The sequence below is a fragment of the Patescibacteria group bacterium genome, from assembly GCA_041660565.1.
Classification (GTDB): Bacteria; Patescibacteriota; UBA1384; order CAJBMM01; family CAJBMM01; genus JBAZWC01.
This window is the reverse complement of the sequence record JBAZWC010000001.1, coordinates 202061-223573: the sequence shown is the minus strand read 5'-3', so window position 1 is coordinate 223573 and position 21513 is coordinate 202061. Positions and strand designations below refer to the sequence as shown.

Below are 21513 nucleotides of genomic sequence, written 5' to 3'. Positions count from 1 at the left end.
TCTAACAAGAATATTGGGCTCAGATAAACAAACAACCCTGTCAAATTAGACAGGGTTGTTTGTTTTTAATCTATTCCCACCACCACAATTCATTAGAGAACTAGTGAATTCTGGGATAGGAGGGGGACGGCGTACTGCCGTCCTCCCTCGGGGTGCCTAGGCCCTGCCATGGAGTTCATCGACAGGGACAAGAACTAGCTTGTGAGTGGCGGGGCAGCACATGTTGCCACTCTTCCCCACATTGTGAACGACGACCCATGTGCGGCCGTCGTAATCGACTTCGTCGCCGATTCGAAGGGTACTCCACCGGTAGTACTCCATCTCACCGTGCACAGTGGAGTAGTATCCCTCGCTAAACGACACGTCGGGGGTACACCCACGGCACGTGCCTCTGAAGTCCAGCTCCCGGACAGAGAACTCCGCCCGGAGTCGCTCGACGATCTCGGCGGTGCCGATTGCGGCGCTGCCGAACATGGACTCGAGGCACACAAGCCAGATCGGCTCGGGTTTCACTACAGGCGGCGCGCTTGCTCGTGCCGCCATTTCGGCGAACTCGTCAACTGCGTTCGCCAGGGTTTTCGTTTCCACTATTTTGCCCCCTCCCAGGGGCTGAAAAACTGATTGTGGCGTGTGATTCCGCTTTCCCAGAGATTCTGGATGAAATCGGATTTGGGAGCGCCACATGCTCCCGTCCTAGTGGCCCTTAAAGGGCATTCCCCGTAGCATTCGGCGTCAGAATGAAACTTATTCAACCTGCCACGGCCGTTCGGGCGGGAGTTACCGCCTCGAGAGAGAACAAAGCGTTACACGATGCTTGTGCACGATTTATCCTCTCTTGAGGCGGTATATATAGTTGTTAATGTCCAGTCACGATTAGATTAAGTTTGAGCCTAGCCTAATTGTTATACTGTATTGTAGCATATATTTTGAGATATGTCAAGATGCGCCACGGCTAAACCAAATTAGACCCCGAATATTATGACCGGATATGACCGGAAATAGTTTATTACCTGAACTAACTAAAAATATGTAAAATGAATGGCCGTCGAACTTTCCGACGGCCACGAGTCCAACCTGCCATCAACAACTAGCCGGTGCAAGTCACACCGTTGCTCGAACGGTACTCCTGTCCACTCGACAGCTTGATAACAACCTCAGCACCGCGCCCGGTGGCACTCCTATCGGCCAGTATGGCGTTGTTTAGGCTAGTGACGGCAATGTGCAGCCTGTTTCCGAGCGATTGTGACGTTACTCGCTGATATCTCGTAAGACACAGACCTCCGGCCGCAAGGACGAATCCACCACGATCGCCCCAATTGACAGTAAGAATATGCCCTCGCGAGATATGGCGAGTTGCATCCAGTGCCTCTTCCAGTGCAACAATTGCCGCCTGCACCTCTGGATCAGGATGCACACCCATTCGCACTTCATCTGACACTTTGTTCTCACCTCCCCATGAGCAAGATGATACGCTTTCGCTATTATACAAAATTTTACGCAAATAAGCAACAAAAAACACCTATTTGGTGTTATTGCCCATACCCATAAGCAACCTAGGAGGCCTAAGTTACTTAACCAATGGTAACAAATTGGATGAAACACTGGCGTTTACCGGTTTGGCAATTACTGCCAAACGGTTTAGGTTTGTGCCCACCGGAACACATGTCATTAGAGTTAAAGTTTGATCTGCGGTATTCTCACGAATACTGACATCGTTGGGGTTAACCACTTTTGTAGCTGTAACAACATATTTATATGTTTGATTTTGATATGTGATAGTAATTTTATCGCCCACAACCAACTCTGGTAGCAAAGCAAATACGGTTTTGTAATGTCCTTTGGCAAAAATTGAGTACGAACTATGACCAACAATAAAGATATTGCCGTTTTGACCCGGTTTAGCTTGCCCGGCCAAATCTATCACCCCATTTTGCAGATTTTTAAGCTGGCTGGCGTTATCGTCTGCAACATCCCAAATAATCGGCGCAGCAAGGCTAATACGATCAATGTATAAATAGTTGTCGGCTAGTACGTTAGTAATGCCCGCAGCATTTGTAGTTGATGTGCTGGCCGAACCGGTACCAGAGGTAATTACCGGTGCATTGATGCTGGTATTTTGGGTTTGTTTTTGCGAAACAAAGTTGTTTTGGTAAATAAATTTGGCTTTCATATAATAAGCAGGGGAATTTAAGGCGATAAAGACAGCGGCAAACAAAATGAATAGCAGAGCCACATTTTTGATATATTTATTAATTTTCAACGGTTTACGTTGATGACCAGTCTTGGCACCAAAAATCAGCCGACGAACATCATCTTCGGTTAAAATTAGATCTTTAGTTGAAATTGTCTGTGTGTTCAAATTACGTTCCTCACTGACAACTATATTATAGCATAATCGATCATACTTTGTCAAGGTATGACCATGACAATCTGGAATATATGTTAGGGCGGCAGCTTGTTAGCCGTCGCCCTATCGCTTGCAGTCTCAGCAGTTGCGGTCCTTCGCCAGGTATACCCCGACGTTTGTGAACACCCCCATGCCAACCTCTTCCGTAACGACGTACCGAGCGTTAATGTTGAGTCCGCTCCACACCCGCCTGAACGCGCTACTCGGGCCAAACGGCACGGTAAAGCTGCCGACGTGAAACTCACCATGCTCTCGGTCGTGAGGTAGCTGCCTGGGGTTTGAACAGCGAGCCGCTCTCAGCATCGCTTCGGATAGCTCGGCGGTGTCAGGTACATGAACACCGCTCATTTCCGAAATACGCTTGCACCGAGAGTCCAGGCACATCCCACCGAATCGCAGGGTGAAATCGATCAGATGGTAGCCCGGCTCTCCCAACCGCGTTGCCCACGACTTCCGAAACCACCAGTCGTACCCCTCGGAGCCTTCGAAGCAGTCGCGCCCCGTCGTGCTAACCCGGAATACCTTGACCATCTCAAGCAGTGAGTAGCCTCTCACACACACCAACCGCCAGTCAGATAATCCTCCCAGGTTATCCTGTTGGCACCGGCGCAGTGCGTCAGCCGTAAACGGGATATCCACCACAGCGTCTGCAGAAACCCCACACATTCGAGGAAGTACAACGTTATCCTCGCCGAGGATTGCGATTGCACCTTCCTCGTCAACCCGATCGCATGTTACTCCCATCGCCCCCTCCGTCGAAATGAGATTGGAAACCATCCCCACAATTATACTGATATCGTTGCCATGTGTCAATATGTACATATTCGGCGCAATGTGGTAGAATATTATTGCGCTAACACTACTCTGTCGTTTGTTCGCAAAGGAGAACGACCATGCCATACGCAGATTGCGGGAATTGGATTCCCGAGGGCGCTATCGTTGAGCTAGTGATAGTTCCACAGGAAATCGTCGATTACGGCCCTGAAGTAGAGGATATGTACTGCAGGGGCAGCATGCCGGTCATGAATCTTCGTGTCGTTGAGTTCGAGGATCTTCCGGTATTCCTTCAGGCCAAATCGTGCGCGGAGATGCATGGCCTGGTGAAGTCAACGGAGATCGATCGAACCAAGAGGTATCGATGCCGAATTCGGAGCTGATCACTGTCATGCCACAAGGGTAGGCGACATCTTGTCGCCTACCTCTTATATTTTTGATTCAATCTATACTTTTTACAAATTTTCTAGTATAATAATAACAATGGGCGAGTGGCGGAACTGGCAGACGCGCACGACTCAAAATCGTGTACCGTAAGGTGTGTGGGTTCAACTCCCTCCTCGCCCACCACGCTAAGCGTGGTAATAGGAACGCTCAGCGTTCCACCACGATAAACGTGGTAAATATGACTTTAAAATACTGATCGCGTTAATAACATGACGAAAATTAATCATAATATCAACCGAAGCATTGATTTTGGTTATCAACATTATTCCCAGCTTGAACACAGTGCTCAAACCAAAAATAACCTTCAGGTTGCGCGAGTAGTTGCGGAACACAAAGGTGCCTATCAAATCATAAATACTACAGGGGAATATTTCGCGAAAATTACCGGAAAGCGGATATTTAACGCTCAGTCCAGAGAAGACTACCCGGCTGTAGGCGATTGGGTCAGTTTTTCGGATGCAGGCGACTCAAAAGCAGTGATCAACCAAGTGCTTCCCAGAATCTCCATGATTAAGAGAAAAGCCAGCGGGAATAATGATATACAAATAATCGCAACCAACATTGATGTGGCGTTCTTAGTCACCTCTATTGATCAAGATTTTAGCCTTAATCGCATTGAACGATACTTAGCAATAGTCAGTGATGGTGGCGCAAAGCCGGCGATTATCATCAATAAGATTGATTTAGCTCCGGAATCTGAATTGGAACTCAAGATAAATCAAATTAAAGATCGATTTAACGATATTGATTTGATTCAAACCAGCAATTATCTCGGCAACGGGCTAGACGAGCTAAAAAATTATTTAATCAAAGGTAGAACGTATTGTTTTCTCGGATCATCGGGAGTCGGGAAATCGTCTTTAATCAACAAGTTAATTGGTAAAGAAGTCATTGACACCCAGGGTATTGATACTCGCACTGGCCGGGGTAGGCACACAACCACGGGCAGAGATATGTATTTTCTTGATAGCGGCGCGATTGTAATAGACAATCCCGGAATGAGAGAGGTAGGGCTGACAAATTCAAGTGTCAGCGTAGATAATGTTTTTGATCAGATTATTTCATTATCTAAACAATGCAAGTATGCGGATTGTACGCACACTCAAGAACCCGGGTGTAATGTATTAGACGCCGTAAAATTGGGTAGTCTGGAAGAGAGCAAATATCATAATTTTATCAGTCTCAAAAAAGAGTCGGAATATTATGAATTGTCCGAGTTAGAGAAAAAACAAAAAGACCATCGTTTTGGAAAATTCATCAAAAACGCCAAAGAGCAAATTCAAAATCTATAAACGTAAGTTGGTTCGCTGAGCGTACTAATCGCTCCACAAGATAAAAAACGAGCAGGGGCTCGTTTTTTAGATATTTAATTTGTACCAATTTGTACCGTCAAAATAATCAATTTCGCTGTCTTTGGTATTTACGCCCATTTGCTGAATTGGAGTTGTGGCGGTCACCACAGTTACATCATTGTACCCATCATTATCAATCACGTGTATTTCATCGGCGGTGGCGTACGCAATATGAAAACCATCATTAAACCAGCAAGCATTGACCACCGGTGCGCTGACGCGGGTGACAAAGTCCTTTTGAATCCTAATGTCACTGTTGTCAATTACCAGTTGCTTACCGAATGGCGTGTTGCTTTTACACCAGCTAGTTACGTCTGCGGTGGTGGAGGCAATTGGAGCTTGTTCAAGCCTAAACAAGAGAATTGGCCCAAAATTTGCTACCATATTAGGCAAAACCGTCACTGTACGTGACCATTTTGTATAGCCATCTTTTTGTACCGAAATTGAGTATGATTGATTTGGCTTTAGATCATTAAGATAAACCGGTAATGAAGCACCAACGGTGCGGTCGTTTAATTTAACGGTTAATGCAGTATCAGATCCAGACAGAGAGATTGCTCCGGTGGCTTCAATGGAAAAGTTATTGAAATTAAGCCGATACCCGCCGGCATATCCGATCACCACTGACGCAACAATCACAAATACCAGCACTAGAATAATGCGCCTAACGGTATCGGATATTTTGTGATGTGTTGGTTTAATATTTAGCATTTAACTCTAATTATACTCTTATGAATTTTTTGTTCCAGCCGCCAGCAGAACTGCCAACGTTTGATCGGCCGCTTTTTCCCACGAAAAATCATTTAGTCTAGTTTGCCCTTTGTCTATCAAAATTTCTCGTTTGGCATTACTAAACAGTAAATTGTTGATTAGTATCGCCAGCTCGTCTTCGTCTTTCGGATTATTCAAATACGCAACCGCACCTCCACCAACTTCTGGCATAGCGGATGTCTTACTGGTGATAACCGGAATCTTGGCAGCAAACGCCTGCAAAATTGGCAATCCGAACCCTTCAAACAGCGATGGATAAACTAGCATTTTTGCCACAGACATCCAACAGCTTAACGCGGAATCATCCACATTATTTAGCACCAATATTTCAATGCCATCGTTTTTGGCTTTGTTTACCTCGGCAAAAATCTCATCCGCCCCAAACCCCGCCTGCCCAATTAGTACCAACACTGGTTTGGTGGGGGAATTTTTGAGGTGATCTTTAACCAAAACTCGAAACGCTTTAACCAGCGTCAAAGTATTTTTTCGCGCTTCAAGCCGCCCAACGGACAAAACGATATCGCGGTCCGCCATTTTGGCAATATTTGGATGTAAATTGATATCTCCAACCGGCAGCTCCACCAACGCCTCGGGGATAACGTTGATGTTGTTTTGATTGATTTTGAAAAAATGCATCAGATCTTTTTTGGTATCAATGCTTGGTACAATAATGGTGCTTTTGAGTTTGATTATCCGGTCTATCGCCAGATGTAGTTTTTTAGTTTGATCTTGGCTGTACCCTTGGGGAAAGTGCTTCCAAGCGATGTCGTGTACAGTTGTTACACTTGGACATGGACAAACAGGAGGCAGCATGTAGCTAGGTTGAAAAAATACATCGGGGCGATGCCGCATTAGTTCAACCGACAATCTAACTTGTGTCCACGGCAAACCATGAGATTTAAGTACCACTTGATGTGCGGCAAAATCACCACTCAGCGGGATAGGGGAGTACAACTTAAATTGATGCTTTTTGTCCGCACGCTTAATTAGCGCACGAATAATGTGCTCGGTGTATTTTTCGACACCAGTTTTGTGCTCCAGAGTAAGCGCAGAGGCGTTTATGCCAATTATCATACTGCAATTATACCACACCTAGGACAATTTTAAATTTTAAATTTTAAATTCTTGTTATAGTTTTAATCACAAGTTGTATATTCGGACATTTTCTTTTATACTAACATCGCTTACAAGGAATAATATGGCGCGAATTGCAATCGATCTAGGAACAACTAACACCATCGTCAGTCTCCCCAAAAGAGGCGTGGTATTAAATGAGCCTACGGTTGTGGCGCTGGAAGCATCTAACAATAAAATTATGGCCATTGGCGAGGAAGCCAAGAAAATGCTCGGCCGTACTCCAGAGTCAATTGTGGCAAATCATCCATTAAAAGACGGGGTGATTGCCAACTATCGCATTACCGAAGCTATGCTTAGACATTGCATCAATAAGGTTTCGGGATCAATCCGCATCATCAAACCAGATGTAATGGTTTCTATTCCAGCGGGCATAACTTCTACTGAACGGCGCGCGGTTATCGACGCCATCACCCAAGCCGGCGCAAAACATGCGTACTTAGTTAAAGAACCCATTGCTGCGGCTTTAGGAGCGGGCATCCCAATCAACACCCCATCCGGAAGCATGATTATTGACATCGGCGGCGGTACCACCGAGGTAGCGGTGATCGCGCTTGGCGATATTGTGGCGGCTACATCGGTACGAGTGGGCGGCAACAAGATTGACACTGCCATTGCAGCCTACATGCGAAAAAAATACAATCTAGTAATTGGCGAACAGACAGCCGAAGAAATTAAAATTCGTATTGGCACGGTGATGCCATTAGCTAAAGAGCTCTCGATGGAAGTTTCGGGATGTAACACCATTTCCGGCCTACCCGAAAGCGTTATTGTTACTTCAACCGATGTAATGACCAGCATCAAAGAAGAAATTGCCGAGATTTTGAACGCGGTAAAATCGGTTTTGCAAAAAACTCCGCCCGAGCTGGCAGCCGACGTAATGGACAAGGGGATTGTGATGACCGGTGGCACTTCTCAATTGCGTCAGTTTGATAGCTTAATGAGCAAAGTAACCGGTGTACCATGCCAAATTGCCGAAGACCCGCTGTTCTGCGTTGCCAAAGGCACCTTAATTGCGGTAGATAACCTAGACGCGTTTAAGCGATCTGTGTTATGGAGTTATAAATAAACATAATCGGGTGTCATTCCCGCGAAGGCGGGAATCCAGTCTATGAATGAATTTCCTCGTATAGGTCTTTCCACTCCGGATTTTTAGTTTCAATTAAACGTTTTTTCCATGATCTGTTCCATTTTTTAATCTGTTTCTCTCTAGTGATGGCGCTGTTTACGTCCTTAGTCATTTCATAATATACCAAACGGTGAACCTGATATTGTGCGGTGAATCCTTTTTCGTCGCAGTCTTTTTTATGTTGATAAATCCTGCCAACTAAATCTGATGTAACTCCAATATACAGAGTGCCATTCCGATCACTTGCGAGAATATATACGTAATAATATTTATCCATACCATAATTATACATTTTTTTATAGACTGGATTCCCGCCTTCGCGGGAATGACAACGAGGACGACATATAAAAAGTGTATCTCGATCTATTAAGACAGTTGTGCTAAGATAAAACTATGAAACTAGCAATTATTCACGATTTTTTGATGACCTATGGCGGAGCTGAAAAAGTAACGCACCAGGTACACGATCTATTTCCAGATGCCCCAATTTTTACGTTAAGATACGACCCCGAAAAAATCGGGCATCGTTTTGATGATTGCGATGTGCGATCTTCATTCATCGATAAGCACTCCATGCTTAATCGTCGCGGACACACCATGGCAATGCCACTTTACCCCATGGCCATCGAATCGTTTGACTTATCTGAGTTCGATACGGTTTTATCATTTTCCAGTGCCTTTGCTCACGGCGTTATCACTCAGCCGGGAACCCGCCATATTAGCTATTACCATACTCCAACGCGCTTTTTGTGGGATTACCATTACCAATACCTAAAAGAAAAAGGATGGGACAAAGGGGTAAAAGGCGCAGTAGCTCAGCGATTTTTGCACAATTTGCGTCAATGGGATTTTTTGGCGGCGCAGCGTGGAGATGAGCTTTACGCCAACAGTGGCACGGTCAAAGATCGCGTAACCAAATTTTATCGACGAGACAGTAAGGTAATTTATCCCGGAGTGGAAGTTGATAAATACAAAATTGCCGAAAAAGTTGATGATTATTATCTGACAATTTGTCGCCTAACCCCGCCAAAACGGGTAGAGCTGGCAATTCAAGCCTGCAACGAGCTAAAACGCCCGCTACATATTATCGGCAGCGGCGAAGACAAGGAACGCTTGCAACAGATGGCTGGACCAACAATTAAATTTATGGGATTCATGACTGACGAGGAAGTGATAAATCAAGTTGAACACTGCCGTGCCATACTGTGGCCGGGAATTGATGATTTTGGCTTGGTGCCGGTGGAAGGCATGGCCGCCGGCCGTCCGGTAGTAGCATTTGATAAAGGCGGAGCCACCGAAACCGTAGTACACAACCAAACTGGCATCTTATTCCAAGATCAAAGTACAGCGGGAATGATTGATGGCATTAAACAGTTGGATAAAATCGAATCTAAACTAAACCCCAAGGCAATCAAAAGTCACGCCGAAAAATTCTCTTTGGACGAGTTTAATAATAATATTCGAAGAATTGTGGAAGAAAAATAATATAACTGTCATTTCGACCCGGGGAGATCCGCAGATCGACCGCGTCGGAGAAATCTGAGAAAGAATTCCATCCAGTTTTTTTGAGATCTCTCCACCCTCTCGACAATGCTCGAGGAGTCGAGATGACAAGTCGTCGAGTCAGATATGATAAAATGTTCCATTTTGGACATTAAAATAGACCTATTAACGCTTGACCAGATATTGGCGCAGGTGCACCGATTTGTGGACTCAAAAACCCCACATCAAATCTGCACCGTTAACACCGAATTTGTGATGGAGGCGCGCCACAACCCATTATTTAAGGCAACTCTAAATTCGGCCGATATTAGCGTAGCCGATGGTGCGGGAATTGTGTTAGCGGCAAAACTACTACATCAGCCGATTCCATCTCGCATTACTGGTGTCGATTTAACCCAGTTCATCGCTAAAATGGCAGCGGAGCAAGGATTTTCCATCTTTTTACTGGGCGGCCGAAACGGCGTTGCACAAAAAGTAGCCGATCTATGGACCACCGAACATCCAACCTTAAAAATTGCCGGGGTTTACGAAGGCTCACCAGACGATCCCGAGGTTATCCCCACCATCCTCCGTCATCAACCGTCCATTTTACTGATTGCCTGGGGCGCCCCAAAACAAGACATCTGGATTCATCAACATAAAAATGAGCTTAATGTACCGGTAATGATGGGTGTTGGTGGTACGTTTGATTATTTAGCCGGGGTAAAAAAGCGTCCGCCGCTAGCTTGGCGCAATGCCGGTTTTGAGTGGTTGTGGCGGTTAGTTCACGAACCAAAGCGTTTTAAGCGTCAACTGGCTTTGCCAAAAATGTTTATTTTGATTCTGTGGATGCGCCTGACAAATCAAAAATAGTTCTGCGAGGTTGAAAATTTGCAAAAATGAAGCCCCTTGCCGATGTTCCGGCAAAGGGCTACTAAGCGCTGAGCTGTCCGCGCAAGATCGTCCGCGCCCGATTGATACGAGACTTGACCGTTCCAATCGGGATACCCAGCTTTTGGGCGATGTCGTCGTATGACATTCCGCCGACAACGTGCATAGTGAATGGCGCGCGAAACATCTGCGGCACCACCAATAAGGCATTGTGTAGGCGATCGTCGATTACGCGGTCTTCGATTATCTGCGCCGGATCTTGAGTGAAGTCCGCTAACTGGCGTACGAGGGTGTCGTTACCTTCCCACACCTCATCCAAGCTGACCGCAATGCCTAGATACTTGCGCCGATTGTTGTTGGCGCGAATACGATCGAGTGCCACACGACGAGTGATACACGTCATCCACGCTTCTGGACTCCTTAGATTCTGCGGATTTGCCCGCCACGCCCTGAGCATCACGCATTGAGCAACATCCTCAGCGTCGTCTGGATTACCCGTAATCCGACGCGCCATTCGCATTGCGCGCCCGCGATAACACGGGTCGGAAAGCAACGGATTGAGCTCAACATCAATCGCCACGATTTTCGCTCCCCCTTCTGTGAAGTGTACTTTCAGCTAAGCTGAACATTATGATTATACCACTATTTACAAATATTTGCCATAGATATCATCATCTTTAACTGATAGTGTTTGACAAGAGTCGATACTTTTGATATACTTCTGTTAGTGGACGATGACAATCGCCCGCTTTTTTAAACGCTAATATGCGATATAATACATATATAAGAGGAGAAAAATATGGCCACAAATCCAATTGTTTCCGCCATTGCCCAGATAGCCGAAGAAAAAGGGCTATCTAAAGAGATCATTCTAGAAACTGTCGAAGCCGCCTTAGCTGCCGCTTATCGTAAAGATTTTGGACGCCCGGATCAAATTATTCGTGTTCATTTAGACCCGGAAACCGACCAAATGAAAGTCGAGCGTGTTTATAACATTGTTGCAGATGACGAAATCAAAGAGCTTGAAGCCGAAATGACGGTAGAACAAGCAAAATTGTTTACCAAAAAACCGGTTGTCGGCGAAGAGGTAATCATCCCGCTACCAACCGAAAGTGATTTTGGTCGTATTGCCGCTCAAACCGCCAAACAAGTAATCATTCAGCGCATCCGCGAAGCAGAGCGCGAGTTGCTGTATCAAGAGTTCAAAGAAAAAGAGCATATGCTACTTAACGGTTCGGTTCAGCAAATTGAGGGTGAAAATGTAGTAATCAACTTAGGCAAAATCAACGGAATTATGTTTCCGGTTGAGCAAATTCGCGGTGAGCGATATCAAGTGGGCAACCGTTTGAAAGTTTTTGTAAAAGAAGTGGTAGAAACAATGCGCGGGCCTCAGGTTTCAGTTTCTCGCGCCGACGCCGCTATTGTAGCCAAGTTATTTGAATTAGAAGTACCCGAAATTGCCGCCGGTACGGTAGAAATTCGATCTATCTCACGTGAAGCCGGAACCCGCTCAAAAGTGGCGGTAACCGCCTTGCAAGAGGGGTTAGATCCGGTTGGTTCGTGCGTTGGCCAACACGGCATTCGCGTCAAAGCAATTTTAGAGGAACTTGGCGAAGAAAAAATCGATATTATTTTATGGGATGAAAATCCAATACAATTTATTACCAATGCATTGTCACCAGCCAAAGTCATTAAAGTAACCCTGAACGAGAATGAGCGCAGTGCCATTGTCACTGTGCCCGAGGATCAGTTATCGTTGGCCATTGGTCGCAATGGTCAGAACGTTCGTTTGGCCAGTAAACTGACCGGATGGAATTTAGACATTAACAAAGAAGGTGATGAGCCGGTTGTTGAAGCCGTGGCTGAGGAAGCACCTAAGAAATCTGCCAAAAAAACAACCAAAGCAGAAAAACCTGCTAAAGAAGCTAAGGTTAAAAAGCCAGCGTCGAAAACTAAACCTAAGTCTAAATAGATTCGTTCTAGCTGTCATTTCGACCCAATGAGAATGTCAATTCGAATATGTTGGCCTCCGGCTCGTAGACCTACGGCTCGGAGAGAGAAATCTGAGAAAGAATTCCTTCCGGTTTTATTTAGAGATTTCTCCACCCTCGACTGGAATGTCGAGGAGTCGAAATGACAGTATCTGATAGTTAACCATTTAAAATTTGGTCTTATTCACTTAAAATTAATAATTTAAAATTTAAAATTGGCAAATATGCAAGAAGATCAATTTTCAAAATTTAGCCCCAGCACCCGCGATGTGTTAATCAAAGCGCAAGAAATCGCTATGGCAAATAATGTGCCTTTAGCCACATATCATATTATTCTTGCGCTGCTTATATTGCCGGATTCATTGGCACACGGTGTCTTAATCAATAACGGCTTAACCCTAACCAAGGCCGATGAGTACCTAAACGCGCATAAAAATGATTTAGCGGAGCAAAGCGACCCAAAGTCGATGGTCACCAAAGATCTGATTAACGTTTTGGAAAAAGCGATGCAGTTAACCGCCACCCTTGGGCATGTTGGCCTAGACACCGAGCATCTGTTGTTAGCAACGTTATCGTTTAAGGAAAACTCGGCATATAAGCTAGTCTCAGAGTGCGCTGGCAACCCAGACAACATTACCACCAACATCAATAATCTGTTTGAGGAATTAGATCGAGTAAACCGCATCAATTTTGATATGGATAACGATTTTGAATTTAATCAAAACCAGCCCGACGATCCGGTTAGCGCCAAAACCCGGAAATCTGCTAACAGCCCGGCCGCACTTTACGCCACCGACCTTACAGATCAAGCTAGAAAAGGCGAGCTAGACCCGGTTATCGGCCGCGAAATTGAAATTGACCGAGTAATTAAAATATTATCCCGCCGCACCAAAAACAATCCGGTGCTTATTGGCGAACCCGGGGTGGGGAAAACCGCTATTGTAGAGGGATTGGCACAGCGAATCGCGAATGGCGATGTGCCGTCCGCCCTCAATGGCTTTAGAGTACTTAATTTAGATTTATCGCTAATGGTGGCGGGTACGATGTATCGCGGCCAATTTGAAGAACGAATCAAAAAATTCATCAACTCTATTACCAAATTAAATGACTGCATCATTTTTATCGACGAGCTACACACCATTATTGGCGCCGGTAGCGCCGAAGGCTCGCTAGACGCTTCACAGATATTGAAACCGGCACTGGCCAAAGGTCAAATTCGGTTGATTGGCGCCACCACATTGGATGAATTTCAAAAACACATCGAAAAAGATGCGGCACTAACGCGTCGGTTTCAAACGATTATCGTGGCCGAGCCAACGCCCAAAGATACTATCAAAATTTTGCACGGGCTTAAAGCAAATTACGAAAAACATCATCAAGTCACTATTACCGACGAAGCCATTGAAGCAGCGGTTAATCTGTCCACTCGGTACATTACGGGGCGATTTTTGCCAGACAAGGCGATCGACTTGTTAGATGAAAGCGCAGCCGACGTGCGGATGCATCAGCGCCAAAAAACCAGCGTGATCAACTTAATTAAACAAAAAGATCAGTTGTCCGAAGAGAAAGATCGCGCCGTATTTGAAGAGCGATACGATGTGGCAGACCAGTTACAAAAACAGATTGTCAAAATAGACAATCAGATAAAAAATTACAATCGAGTTAGCAGTGCAAGACAACCGCTAGTAAGCGTTTCTGACATCGAAAAAACTGTGGCGCAAATCACCGACACCCCCACCTCAACTTTAGCCAAAACCGAATTAAATCAAATCAAAAATATTGAGACCATTATTGCCAAAGAGATAATCGGGCAAACCGAAGCCATTTCTGCCGTCTCAAATGCCATCAAGCGCTCGCGTACCGGCATTAGCCAGACAAACCGGCCGGTTGGTTCGTTTATCTTTCTTGGGCCAAGCGGGGTGGGCAAGACAGAGCTGGCGCGGGTGATTGCTAGACGCGTTTATGGCAAAGATGACGCGTTAGTTAAAATTGATATGTCCGAATTTATGGAAAAGCATAATGTTTCTAGGTTGATTGGGGCACCCGCCGGATATATTGGTTACGAAGAAGGCGGCAAACTAACCGAAATTATTCGACGACATCCATATAGCGTGGTTTTACTGGATGAAATTGAAAAAGCCCACCCAGATACCTTTAACATTCTATTACAAATTTTAGAGGATGGGTTTATCACCGATACCAAGGGGCGCAAGATTGATTTTCGTCATGCGATTATTATTATGACCAGCAACATCGGACTAGACGAACTAACGCATCATGCCGAAATTGGTTTTAATTCCGCAAACTCCAGCCAATCTTATGATCAACTTAAGGATAAATTGCTCAAAGAACTTAAGGTACTAATGAAACCCGAACTATTAAACCGAATAGATCAAGCAATTGTTTTTAAGCCCTTAACGCCGGAAAATATCCGCCAAATTGTAGATATCCAAGTTAATCAACTTTTAACCAGATTGAATGAGAAGGGGATTAAGCTACAAATTGACCTAACCGCCCGAAAATATCTGGCCGAAAAAGGTTTTGAGCCCAAAAACGGGGCGCGCCCAATTCGCCGCGCTATTCAAACTTTAATTGAAGATAAAATTGCCGATGGTGTGTTGATGGGAAAAATTAACCCAAACAAAACCGTCCTAATTCGTCGCACTTCAGACGAACTAGAAATGGTCATATAATATTTATATTCATTCATTGAAAAATAGTTTCCCCCGATCCAAGTTGTCCTCGGAACGGGGGATAGGGGCGGCGTCAATCGATCATCACCACCCAATCGCGCGGACCCATCAAGGCGGCGCCGAAGTCGGCTAGATAGCCGAAGGTCCACTTCCCGGCTTCTTCAGGCTGGGCAACCAACACATGCAAGTAACCCTGCTCATCTCCCCACACCTCCCTCAGGAAGAAGAGATGCTTAGCCTGCTGCCATTCAACCGGAATCCGGGACTCTGGGCATTCCAGAAGCCAGGCGGCATGCGCCGAGCCCGCACAGTGGCTCGTCTTACAATTGAGACTCATCCTGTACAGAACGTCCTTGCCGCACATTGCCGGCTCATCAGAAGCACTAGTCACCGCCAGGTACAAGCGACATATGCTCTTATCACTGTGCTGTACGATGTCAGCCCACCCGGAAACCGGTGGGATAGTCACCGCTTCTGGAACCGGCATTTTGACCGTTTCCTGAAACCTCATTTCCGTTATATCCTCCCCCCAGCGTGTGATAACGCAAGAACATTCTACCCCGATAATATATTTATGTCAATATTTTTTTATAAGCCGCAAAAACGTTTCGCGCAAAGGGCGCTGACGATACAATTTTGCGCGCAACACCCCCTCCTCTTGACAAAAAAATGCTAACTGCTACACTTTGGCTCAGTTAGTAACTGAATACATCGAGGGGCAATGCGTATAAATAGTAATGAAATAGTCGAACCACCGTTCAAGTACCGTAATCCAAAAGGATTAAGCGATATTTTACCGGATTCACAGCGCTATTGGCAACTAAGTATCTCCATTCTTGATCATTTATCTCAGTCGTTTGGCTATCACCGCGTCATCACCCCACCAATCGAATCAAAATCATTGTACGACCTAGCGTTCTCCAAAGACTGGCAAAATCAACTTATTGATGCTCAGATGATCAGCAACGACGAACATTATGTTTTGCGCGCTCATCCACGCGTCAGTTTAATGCGCAGCTACAAAGAAAACGGCTTTTTACACTGGCCGCCGCCGGTCCACCTGGCTTATCAAGTAAATACGATGCGAAAGCTAGACGACGCATTTGTCGAAAATTATTATTACTGTTTTGATGTCATCGGCGCCAAAGATGCTACCACCAACGCCACGCTCCTAATGTTATTACAAAAGCTGGCGTGCGATCTAAAGCTCAAAAAACCGGTAATTATGCTGCACAGCAACGGATGCGCCAAATGCCGGCCCAATTTTGATCTGTTATTCAAATCGCAAGTCCACCCACACATCAGCGATCTGTGCCCAAGATGCAAAGAAAATCCAACCGTTCAAAATATCTCAAATTGCGAGTTAGACAGCAAAGCGGAATGGCTAGTCAAAATGCCACAATTACTGGATAATTTGTGCTTAAGTTGCCACAATCAGCTTACCGGCGTACTGGAAACCTGCGATATTCTGGGCATCAATTATGATGTCAATCCGAACCTTTACACTGCCGATGAAGAGGCGGAGCAAACCATTTTTGGCTTAAAAGTAGGGGATGAAGCGGTGCCGTCGGTAATCGGATTTCACTATGATAACTTTGCCTCGCAACTTGCCGAACAACCGCTAACGGCCATTGGGCTTAGTTTTAATCTGCAACAATTCAGCCAGTTTTTGGAAAATGCCCACGCTAGTTTACCTGATACCGAGGGTATTCAGGTGTTTATTGCCCAGCTTGGCGAGCAAGCCAAATCAAGATCAATCCCCCTGTTACAACAATTGTACAATGCCGGTTTTTCGGCCACTACCGCCACCGAAAGCGATAGCATTTCACAGCAACTGCAAATTGCTGAAAGACTGCGTGCCCGCATTACTTTAATCATTGGGCAGAAAGAGGCAATCAACGGCCACATTATTATGCGAGATATGGTTTCGGGCTTGCAAGATAATATCTACATCGACGAGCTCTTACCGGTACTGCAAGAACGCCTATCTGCTTGATTATGACACGTGCCACGACCTCCGTAGGGGCGGACCCATGTGTCCGCCCGCTAGATTTGGACTCGAGTCCGGAATCTATATAAAAAGAACCCCCACCACCCAGTCCGGACAGTAGGGGATCAGGTCTCTTCGGACGCGTGTATGCGTCCTTTTTCGTACATGCCACGTAGTTGTGGCGGCAACTCGCCGTAGATGCGAATGACGTATCCCTTGATGCCTCTACGCGATCGACGTGCATGATCGCGCACTTCGTCATCATCACTGCAACTGTCCTGACCAGCGCGGTACATAGCGCTACGAAAGCGCTTTAGTGTGTCGGCGGGCAGAACTAGTTGGCCATTAATGATGTTCAGCCCTGGCAGGCGCAGTGGCCGGTTAAAGTTGTTGGCACTGCGTAGTAGTTGCGTTTTGTCATCATTCAGTGGGAAACCATCGTCATCAACAATACGCAAGATTGCGTTGATCAACTTTTGCCCCACTGAAGGTCCTGGCATCGAAAAGGTCAGGTTGTCGGCGTAGCGTGTGTACACTCCGCCCACGTTTTTGGCAAGTTTCAGCAGCATTGTGTCCATTCGACAACACATTGCATTGAAAATCGCCGGCGACGTTGGTGCGCCTTGTGGCAGAATCCCGTCATCATCGTCCACATAACTGATAAACGGCAACAGTGCCTGCCAAGTGTCCAGATGCAAACCCAGTTTTAGTCCTGTGGTCTTCCTAGGCGATTCACGATACGCCATCCAACCAAGCCAGACGTTACCAAATGCGTCCGCCAAGTCTAGACCAAGCATGGAGTGAGACTGAAGATGGGGTAGAGCATTAGTAATGATGTCTCTACCACCTACGAATCCGTGTGCCGCACTCGAAATCCTTAGGTCACACAGCACGTGGCGAAGAATCTGGCGTTGAACGGATTTCAGTGGTTCAAGCGGCGACAGGATCACCCGATATCCACCGTTTTTCTTCGGCATTTGCCACTGGTGGTAAAACTGGCTACTCGGCTTAACAACTACACTGGCCAAGTAACCTCGCCACTCCCGCGGTAATTCACAGCGGCGAATCAGCCAATCAGCCGCTTCGGTTGGTCGTAAGCCATAGCTCAACTCCAGATCACCACCTTTCGATGTAAGGTACAAGGGGCGAGAGAACGTCCTCGCCCCTTCGATCACCCCCGACTACTTAGGATTCAAGACTCAACGGCATGCTTGAACTCAGTTGATGCCATGACACTACCCACCAGAAACTGGTAGGCGCCAACTCTTCCACCGCGCGAAAACGCGGCTTCAGCAACGGTTGGCTAAACTAGCCGAGGATGGCAAAACTATACCATAATTTTATTTAATTAAAAATGATTTTGCATAAATTTTATGCTAGTATTGCCATAATGACACCAAAACAGAAATTGATTATTATTTTAGACAACGTGCGGTCGATGTATAACGTCGGGGCGATTTTTAGACTGGCCGCTGGATTAAACGTCGACGAGTTGTACCTATGCGGCATGACTGCAACTCCTCCACGCGCCGAAATACACAAAACTGCTCTGGGCGGTGAAACCAAAGTTAAGTGGACATATTTTGACAATACGTCTAACGCCATCAAGCAATGCCAGGATAATGGATACGAAATCGTGTCGCTAGAGATAACGTCTGACGCGATCCCATTAGCCGACTTTTCCCCAGGACCAAAAACCGCCCTAATTGTTGGCCACGAAGTCGATGGGGTTGATCGCTTTGCACTAGCCGAATCGACCAAGCATATTTTTATTCCAATGCACCGCGATGTGAACTCACTTAACGTCTCCACCGCTTGCGCAATTGCGGTTTGGTGTATAATAAATAAAAAAGGATAATAGATGAGCGAACAAGAACTAATGCATCACGAAGATGCCCCGGTTTCCGAGCTATGGACCGATCTTAACGCAAAATGGCAATCAATAAACCAACAGGTTGAACTCTGGAAAATGCAAGCACCATCGGTAAAGCTTGTAAGCCAAGAAATTGTCGAGAAAATTAAAGCAATCGAGGCCGAATTGCAAGCACCAGGCAGTGATAACCCTCAAATTGATCACGGGGAATCTGCCTATACGACAGCATTGAAAGATGAACTATCATCATTAGGTGCGCATCTGTTTGAAATGAAAACTAGATTAGAATATTTTTCTGACTTAGAGAACCAACTAGTCGTTATCCGAGATCAGGTTGAGGCGCTTTTATCCAGCGAACAATTAGTAAAATTGAGTGATTTTGAAAACGTTGATCACGAACAAGGGATTCAAAAAGAATAGTCAAATTGTACTCCATTCTCTCTCTGAGTCTATCGGCTCGTAGAGCCGGAGACCATCATCTATCTTCCGGCTATTGACACTACGGATTATGTTCGGTTATGCTGGATGTAGAATCGGGAGGACAAATGGATCCATTAACCAAACGACAAAAACAAACCTTGGACTATATTGAGCAATTCATCGGAGAGAACGGCTACGCGCCTAGCTACCGCGAAATCGCCGATTATTTTAAGTTGTCTAGCGTTGCCACCGTGGCCGAGCACATCGACAGTTTAACTAATAAAGGATATCTAAACCGCGAAGCCAACGAAGCACGCTCACTACAGCTAACCCCAACTTGGGACGAACAAAGCTTTTCGGCTCCTTTAATGGGCATCATTGCCGCCGGTGCACCCATCCAAGCCGTTCGAACCCATGAGACTATTGATATCCCACGCGATATGATGGGGCCAAAAGTGTTCGCACTACGAGTTAAAGGTAATTCAATGATCGAAGACGGCATTTTTGATGGTGATTATGTCATTATTGAGCAAACCACAGTGGCTAAAAATGGCGATATTGTGGTGGCGTTAATTGATCGCGAAAACGTTACGCTTAAACGATTTTATCAAGAGAAAACGCACATCCGCCTGCAGCCAGCCAACAAAACCATGAAACCAATTCTAACCAAAAACGTCACCGTGCAAGGAAAAGTTAAAGGCGTAATCCGGAAATTCTAATCTGTCATTCCGGACTTGATCCGGAATCTATATAAAACAAACAACCCCGAGCGCACTTCGGGACAGACTATATACAAATTTCCTCATACAGATCTTTCCAGTCTGGGTTTTTACTTTTAATAAGTTGGATTTTCCATGATCTATGCCAGTTTTTGATTTGTTTCTCTCTGGCAATAGCGCTATTCACATCCTCGGTCATTTCATAATAAACAAGAAGGCAAATTCCATATTTTGTCGTAAAGCCTTTTTGGCTGTATTTGTTTTTATGTACATATACTCTTTTTATCAGGTCGTTTGTTACTCCAGTATATAAAGTACCATTTTTGCAACTAGCTAGAATATAAACATAATAATACTTGCTCATACAGCATTAATTATACATTTTTTTATATAGATTCCGGATCAAGTCCGGAATGACAAGGACAAAACGTCTTACGTCAAATCTAAAATGACAGAACTTGATACCTGATCTTATCCCCTTGCATTAATACTGATAATCTATGACAATATAAATAGAGAAGGGGATTAAAATATGGCCAAATTTTTTGACTTAAACAAAAAGAACGAACCGGATAGTGCAGACGAGAAGACTGCCAAGACTGTCGACTCTTCTGAAAAACATATAGACACAGAATCAGAAAAAGTGGAGAACGTTGCCATTGAACACGGCGCAGCGTTTACAGATGCTCCGTCTGAACCTGAAAACGATAAGGCAGAACCCAAGGAAGACAAACCGGAACACAGCCAATCAGTTGCTGTTAAACCTGAAATTGATGAAGATGAGCCCAAGGCACCAACTATCCCACGGGCTACCGCCGAAATGGCTCCGGCACAAAAAATTCCACCAGCTCAATCAATTATGCCGCCGGTAATAAAATCATCAAAGAAACAGAAATGGATTACCGCATTTTTGTCAATTATCTTGATTTCGCTTTTAGCGTTATTAGTTTCTCAAGCTGTCATTTTTTATAACAACAGCCAAACTACTACCACCGCCTCACCTTCAACCACTACCAGCGCAACTCCAACCGCAACGGGAACAGCAACCCCGTCTATCTCGCCAAGCACCACCACTACCGCCACGCCCTCGTCCACTGCGTTAACCAAAGCATCTGTTACAGTTAAGGTGCTTAACGGTGGGGGAGTCACTGGGGCTGCCACAAAGGCATCCACGGTCATTACAGCCGCCGGTTTCACCGTTTCAAGCACTGCGAATGCGAAATCGTATTCATACACCACTTCTTACGTTTATTACAAAAACGCAAACGAAAAAGACCTCGCTACCGAATTAGCTGCCGCGTTAACCGGTTATTCTGTCACCGCCAAAGTAGATGCCACTATGGCCACATCTGACACCGAACTAGTAGTGGTTATTGGAAAAAAATAATCCTCTCCGCCAATCAGTCCAATTATCCAATTAGGACTCAGTTTTGCTAGTTA

At 45.4% G+C, this 21513-nt stretch carries 22 protein-coding genes and 1 tRNA gene; 12 read left to right on the top strand and 11 right to left on the bottom strand.

The genetic code is table 11. The features are described 5' to 3' along the window. Positions 1-156: 156 nt before the first annotated feature. The 4 genes from WC773_01080 to WC773_01065 all read right to left on the bottom strand — a co-directional run bounded on the left by WC773_01080 (position 157) and on the right by WC773_01065 (position 2791). On the bottom strand, positions 157-588 hold the full coding sequence (locus tag WC773_01080) for a hypothetical protein (protein MFA6081995.1): 432 nt from the start codon (positions 586-588) through the stop codon (positions 157-159). A 499-nt stretch (positions 589-1087) separates the two neighbouring features. Then, the gene (locus WC773_01075; GenBank protein ID MFA6081994.1) at positions 1088-1438 is read right to left on the bottom strand and encodes a hypothetical protein; all 351 of its coding nucleotides are present in this window, start codon (positions 1436-1438) and stop codon (positions 1088-1090) included. Positions 1439-1567: 129 nt separating this feature from the next. After that, on the bottom strand, positions 1568-2359 hold the full coding sequence (locus WC773_01070) for a sortase (protein MFA6081993.1): 792 nt from the start codon (positions 2357-2359) through the stop codon (positions 1568-1570). Between the two features lie 126 nt (positions 2360-2485). Further along, entirely contained in the window at positions 2486-2791 is a 306-nt protein-coding gene (locus tag WC773_01065; protein ID MFA6081992.1) for a hypothetical protein, read from the bottom strand. Positions 2792-3666: 875 nt separating this feature from the next. Here WC773_01065 and WC773_01060 point away from each other — a divergent pair. Together WC773_01060 and rsgA are read left to right on the top strand one after the other, a co-directional pair. Then, positions 3667-3751: transfer RNA gene (locus WC773_01060), tRNA-Leu, on the top strand. Positions 3752-3837: 86 nt separating this feature from the next. Continuing rightward, positions 3838-4920, top strand: a complete 1083-nt coding sequence (gene rsgA / locus WC773_01055; GenBank protein MFA6081991.1) for a ribosome small subunit-dependent GTPase A — start codon at positions 3838-3840, stop codon at positions 4918-4920. A 66-nt stretch (positions 4921-4986) separates the two neighbouring features. Here the strand turns inward: rsgA and WC773_01050 are convergent, their stop codons facing one another. Continuing rightward, positions 4987-5691 carry a PEGA domain-containing protein gene (locus WC773_01050; GenBank protein ID MFA6081990.1) on the bottom strand — a complete coding sequence of 235 codons (705 nt, stop codon included), beginning with the start codon at positions 5689-5691 and terminating at the stop codon, positions 4987-4989. A gap of 18 nt (positions 5692-5709) precedes the next feature. Further along, positions 5710-6825 (bottom strand): glycosyltransferase family 1 protein, encoded by a 1116-nt coding sequence (locus tag WC773_01045; protein MFA6081989.1) that lies wholly within the window; start codon positions 6823-6825, stop codon positions 5710-5712. 124 nt (positions 6826-6949) lie between these two features. Between WC773_01045 and WC773_01040 the strand changes: the two genes are divergently transcribed. Continuing rightward, positions 6950-7954 carry a rod shape-determining protein gene (locus tag WC773_01040; GenBank protein ID MFA6081988.1) on the top strand — a complete coding sequence of 335 codons (1005 nt, stop codon included), beginning with the start codon at positions 6950-6952 and terminating at the stop codon, positions 7952-7954. Positions 7955-7994: 40 nt separating this feature from the next. Here the strand turns inward: WC773_01040 and WC773_01035 are convergent, their stop codons facing one another. Continuing rightward, a complete protein-coding gene (locus tag WC773_01035) occupies positions 7995-8291 on the bottom strand; it encodes a GIY-YIG nuclease family protein (GenBank protein MFA6081987.1) in 297 nt (98 codons plus the stop codon). Positions 8292-8407: 116 nt separating this feature from the next. Between WC773_01035 and WC773_01030 the strand changes: the two genes are divergently transcribed. Then, complete coding sequence (locus WC773_01030) at positions 8408-9499, top strand: glycosyltransferase (GenBank protein MFA6081986.1); 1092 nt, start codon at positions 8408-8410, stop codon at positions 9497-9499. Between the two features lie 162 nt (positions 9500-9661). Continuing rightward, positions 9662-10369, top strand: coding sequence for a WecB/TagA/CpsF family glycosyltransferase (locus tag WC773_01025; protein ID MFA6081985.1), 708 nt, complete (start codon positions 9662-9664; stop codon positions 10367-10369). Between the two features lie 61 nt (positions 10370-10430). Here WC773_01025 and WC773_01020 read toward each other — a convergent pair whose 3' ends face one another. After that, positions 10431-10967: a sigma-70 family RNA polymerase sigma factor gene (locus tag WC773_01020; protein ID MFA6081984.1), complete on the bottom strand. Its 537-nt coding sequence runs from the start codon at positions 10965-10967 to the stop codon at positions 10431-10433. A gap of 219 nt (positions 10968-11186) precedes the next feature. Here WC773_01020 and nusA point away from each other — a divergent pair, with 219 nt between their 5' ends. Then, a complete protein-coding gene (gene nusA / locus WC773_01015; protein MFA6081983.1) occupies positions 11187-12359 on the top strand; it encodes a transcription termination factor NusA in 1173 nt (390 codons plus the stop codon). 243 nt (positions 12360-12602) lie between these two features. Then, positions 12603-15071, top strand: a complete 2469-nt coding sequence (locus WC773_01010; GenBank protein ID MFA6081982.1) for an ATP-dependent Clp protease ATP-binding subunit — start codon at positions 12603-12605, stop codon at positions 15069-15071. 73 nt (positions 15072-15144) lie between these two features. On the opposite strand, the gene WC773_01005 is transcribed toward WC773_01010, so the two are convergent. Further along, positions 15145-15582, bottom strand: a complete 438-nt coding sequence (locus WC773_01005; protein MFA6081981.1) for a hypothetical protein — start codon at positions 15580-15582, stop codon at positions 15145-15147. 210 nt (positions 15583-15792) lie between these two features. Between WC773_01005 and WC773_01000 the strand changes: the two genes are divergently transcribed. After that, positions 15793-17067: a His/Gly/Thr/Pro-type tRNA ligase C-terminal domain-containing protein gene (locus WC773_01000; protein MFA6081980.1), complete on the top strand. Its 1275-nt coding sequence runs from the start codon at positions 15793-15795 to the stop codon at positions 17065-17067. Between the two features lie 119 nt (positions 17068-17186). Here the strand turns inward: WC773_01000 and WC773_00995 are convergent, their stop codons facing one another. Continuing rightward, positions 17187-18038, bottom strand: a complete 852-nt coding sequence (locus tag WC773_00995) for a reverse transcriptase family protein (GenBank protein ID MFA6081979.1) — start codon at positions 18036-18038, stop codon at positions 17187-17189. A 413-nt stretch (positions 18039-18451) separates the two neighbouring features. On the opposite strand from WC773_00995, the gene WC773_00990 reads away from it, so the two are divergent. The 3 genes from WC773_00990 (at position 18452) to lexA (ending at position 20073) form a co-directional block, all read left to right on the top strand. Beyond that, positions 18452-18919 (top strand): TrmH family RNA methyltransferase, encoded by a 468-nt coding sequence (locus tag WC773_00990; protein ID MFA6081978.1) that lies wholly within the window; start codon positions 18452-18454, stop codon positions 18917-18919. Between the two features lie 3 nt (positions 18920-18922). Further along, positions 18923-19354, top strand: coding sequence for a hypothetical protein (locus WC773_00985; protein MFA6081977.1), 432 nt, complete (start codon positions 18923-18925; stop codon positions 19352-19354). A gap of 125 nt (positions 19355-19479) precedes the next feature. Continuing rightward, positions 19480-20073: a transcriptional repressor LexA gene (gene lexA, locus WC773_00980; GenBank protein ID MFA6081976.1), complete on the top strand. Its 594-nt coding sequence runs from the start codon at positions 19480-19482 to the stop codon at positions 20071-20073. Between the two features lie 67 nt (positions 20074-20140). On the opposite strand, the gene WC773_00975 is transcribed toward lexA, so the two are convergent. Then, positions 20141-20437, bottom strand: coding sequence for a GIY-YIG nuclease family protein (locus tag WC773_00975; protein MFA6081975.1), 297 nt, complete (start codon positions 20435-20437; stop codon positions 20141-20143). Between the two features lie 168 nt (positions 20438-20605). On the opposite strand from WC773_00975, the gene WC773_00970 reads away from it, so the two are divergent. Continuing rightward, complete coding sequence (locus tag WC773_00970) at positions 20606-21460, top strand: LytR C-terminal domain-containing protein (protein MFA6081974.1); 855 nt, start codon at positions 20606-20608, stop codon at positions 21458-21460. Positions 21461-21513: the final 53 nt, after the last annotated feature.